The 3,626-nt window shown below is 64.8% G+C and carries 1 protein-coding gene and 2 pseudogenes; 1 reads left to right on the top strand and 2 read right to left on the bottom strand.

Annotated elements, in window-relative coordinates; genetic code table 11:
• Positions 1–36 precede the first annotated feature (36 nt).
• Positions 37–1,723, bottom strand: a pseudogene (tnpC, locus tag AC5LUJ_RS23580) (IS66 family transposase).
• A 177-nt stretch (positions 1,724–1,900) separates the two neighbouring features.
• On the bottom strand, positions 1,901–2,323 hold the full coding sequence (locus AC5LUJ_RS23575; RefSeq protein ID WP_250290208.1) for a toxin-antitoxin system YwqK family antitoxin: 423 nt from the start codon (positions 2,321–2,323) through the stop codon (positions 1,901–1,903).
• 288 nt (positions 2,324–2,611) lie between these two features.
• Between AC5LUJ_RS23575 and AC5LUJ_RS23570 the strand changes: the two are divergent.
• Positions 2,612–3,451 (top strand): annotated as a pseudogene (locus tag AC5LUJ_RS23570) (IS5 family transposase); the annotation flags it as partial.
• Positions 3,452–3,626: the final 175 nt, after the last annotated feature.

Raw genomic sequence — 3,626 nt, 5'->3', positions numbered from 1 at the left:
TGTCCATTCACGGGTGCGACCCGTTGTGATGTTGTTTTAGGCGGTGGTGGCGAGGGCGGGGGCTGGATGTTGGTCCGGGGTACGGGGAGCCAGGGCTTGCCCGCGAGGGCCGTCGTGATCGCTTCGATGGCGCGTAGGCCGTGGTCGGAGGCGGAGACGAGGTAGGAGCGCACGCGGCAGTAGGCGGCGAGGGTCGCCGGGGTGTGCCAGTAGCCGGAGACGGCCTGGTGGCGTTTCGGGAGCCGTAGCGCCTGCTCGCAGGCGTTGTTCGTCCACGGAATCCTGACGTTGGTGGCGAACAGCCAGACCCGGTCGGCGATGGTGGCGAACCGGGTCGCCAGCACGTGGCCGGGATGGTGGGCACCGTCGGTCCAGTCCCGGCAGCGGTTGGTCAGCCGGCCCCACTCGACGTCCTTGTCGTAGCGGGCGCGCAGGGCGGCGAGCAGGTCCGCGTCCAGGCGGTCGTGTCCGGCGGCGCGGGCGGCGGCGACCTCGCGGTAGGCCTCGCGCAGCAGGTCGATGAGCCGGCCGGCCCAAGCCTGGACCTTCGGGTCGAGGTTCACCACCCCGCGTAGGTGGCGAATGAGGTGGGCGCAGCATTCCTGGACGCCGGCGAGCTGGGCGTCGCACTGGTACCAGCCGGCGTAGCCGTCCCGGACCAGGTAGCCGCGGAAGCCGGACAGGATCTGCAGGCCCTCGATCGCCTCCGACGAACGGGAGTGGGTCGGCGCGTACCAGACCAGTCCGGGGGCCGGGGTGCGCACGGTGACGATGTGCGGGGTCCCCGCCAGCGCCCTCCCGGCGTCGTCGACGTCGCGGCCGAGCACGTTGACCGCCCTCTCGTCGCCGCACAGCACGTCCTCGGCGCCGAGCGCCGTCCTCATCGCCGCGTCGAACCCGGCCGCGTCCCGCGTGGCGGCGAGCCGTTCGACCGCGCGGGCGACGAACCCGGACGACACCGGCACGCCCAGCAGGGCGGCGATGAGCATCGCGGCCCGCTCGACCGGCACGTTGCCCTCGGTGGCCAGCAGCACCGCGGCGGCGTTCAGCCGCGGCCCGTAGGACACACAGCCCGCCCTCGCGTGCGGCACGACCGCGGCCGTGACCTTCCGGCAACAGACGCACCGCCGCCGCGGCAGCGCCCACTCGACCTTCTCCAGCACGGGTTCGAGCACGTCCCACAGCTGCGCCCAGCCATCGCCCAGCACCTCAGCCTCGGAAAGATCCGCCTGGCACGACGAGCACTGGTCCGGCGGGTCCGCCCGCAACGATCGGTCCGGATCCGCATCCCGGGCCAGCCCCGACCCCGGATGACCCGGCTGCCCACCTGGTTTCCGGTCCTTCGACCGGACCCCCGCTCCGAGGCCTGCCGTGCCCGACGCTGCGCCTTCGCTCCGATCGGCTCCCTCGATGGCGGCGTCGAGGAGTTCGTGCTGTCCATCCCGAGGCGCCGCCGCAACTGCGCGACCTCAAGCTCCAGCCGCCGGCGTTCGGCCCGCTCCACGGCAAGCTCCGCCTCACGGCCGGCCAACTCCACCGCATGCCGCTGGGCCGCGTCCTCGACCACCCGACGCAGCCGGCCGTTCGTCTCCGCCAACCGGCCGTGCGCCCCGGTCAGCCGCGCGACGGCCTCCGTCAACTCCCCGACCCGCGCCTCCGCCGCGACAGCCCGCGACTCGAACGACGCGAGACGCGACTCGAACGACGCGGACGGGTCAGCCACAACTCCAGATCATGCCCAGCCGGCGGCCACGATCAAGCAACACCCGCGACGGGTTTCCTCAACGCGAACACCCAGGTCAGCGGACCACGATCCGTCACCCGTGAATGGACACTCCTGTAGTCGTCCGGCTACAGGTTCCGGTCAACTGCGAAGACCTGAAGTCTGACGAATCCTCGTTCACCAAGACTTTTCGCGGCGAAGTCGCTCCAGCAACAAAAAGTTTGAATTACTACTGTCAATTTCAAAAGACTCAATTATTGCCCCAGAATGATCCGTTCTTACCGAGGAAACCAGTATCCCATATTCATACACGGCATCAAAGCGAAGGTTTCCGCCTTCGTCGAACTCCCGGAATGCCCCATGGGGGACATTCTCCCTAAAATAAGATTCTCCCTTTATTTTACCCGAAGGGTACCAATCCCGCGCAGGCCTTTCTTGCAACCCTCGACGATAGCCGATCTCCGAAATTCCCCGACCGGGAACTTCTTCGTACCCTATACCCGTAAAAAGAGCACCGCGATGGGTGTACACCATATTTTCATCGAAATCAAGTTCTGCGTCGGGAACTCTCAGCACGCCCACTTCACCGTCTTCGCTCATGGAATTTCCTCCGCGCCTCGCGTGAGAAATGAACAGTAGGAACATCTGCCAATCGATGCTCCCTGCTCTGCACCGCGAAGACGCACATTATAGATCAAAAAATCTTCGATGCTAGAGCCAGCCCTCGCCCACAACCCCTGGTTGATCGCATTTATTTCAGAGTGAGCACCCGGGATACCTTTTCCTGATACGTAAGAACCTGTTTTGAATCTTGTAAGCATGCATGGAGCGTGCCCTTCGCCGGATGATCGACATGACTGGGCGAAATTTGATCATTACTGTCGGGGTATGTCGCGGTCGCATCATTACCCATCAGATCTGTCCGACGGCGAGTGGGCGCTGGTCGAACCGCTGCTGCCGCCGATAAGCAAGGATGGTCGGCCTGAGGAACACCCCCGCCGGGAGATTGTGAACGCGATCCTCTACGTGGCGCACAACGGCGGAGTGTGGCGGTCGCTGCCGTCGGATTTTCCGCCCTGGCAGACGGTCTACGGTTTCTTTTACCGATGGCGGAAGAAGGGGGTGACGGTGAAGTTGCACGACGCTCTGCGTGACAAGCTGCGCACGCTGGCGGGCCGGGACGTCGCACCCACCATGGGAATCATCGACTCCCAGTCTGTCAAGGGCGCGCAGACCGTGGGCAGGGGCTCCCGAGGCTACGACGCCGGTAAGAAGGTCAACGGCCGCAAGCGTTTCTTCATCGTCGACACCCTCGGCCTGCTGCTCGCCGTGCTGGTCGTCCCAGCCGGCGTCCAGGACCGCGACGGCGGCCGGCGCGTCCTGGTGGACCATTACTTCGCTCACCGGCGCTGCCGTCATCTGTGTGCCGACGCCGGTTTCGCCGGCTGGTTCGTGGAATGGGCCGCCACCATCATGAGAACCACCGTATCGATCATCCGAAAGAAACCCGGACAGAAACACTTCGAGGTCCTCCCGAAAAGGTGGATCGTTGAACGCACCATCTCCTGGATCACCGCGCATCGTCGCCTCGCTCGAGACTACGAACGCGAACCCGCCACCTCCGAATCATTTATCCATTGGGCGATGATTCGTATCATGACCCGCCGTATCGCGCGCCAGACGCCGATCAAGCGCTGGACGCCTCTCGCAGTTACACACAGTGAGTAAAATCAAGATTCAAAACAGGTTCTTATACGACTGCGCAGGCTGATCGATGGGCGGCACACGATCAACCTACGGGGTGTCACCCACCGCGAGCACCGCACAGTCACAGCGCTTGTCACCCAAACGACCCGACCTGCGTCAACACGAGACAATCAAGAGACCTGGCCGGTTACATTCT

This window comes from Protofrankia sp. CiP1_Cm_nod3, from assembly GCF_982290655.1.
Note: the sequence above shows the minus strand (reverse complement) of the source record. Positions and strands in the feature narration are given on the sequence as shown.

What these genes read in the sequence shown, in the direction of transcription:
- AC5LUJ_RS23575 (WP_250290208.1), bottom strand. Translation starts at nt 2,323, where the DNA reads ATGAGCGAAGACGGTGAAGTGGGCGTGCTGAGAGTTCCCGACGCAGAA.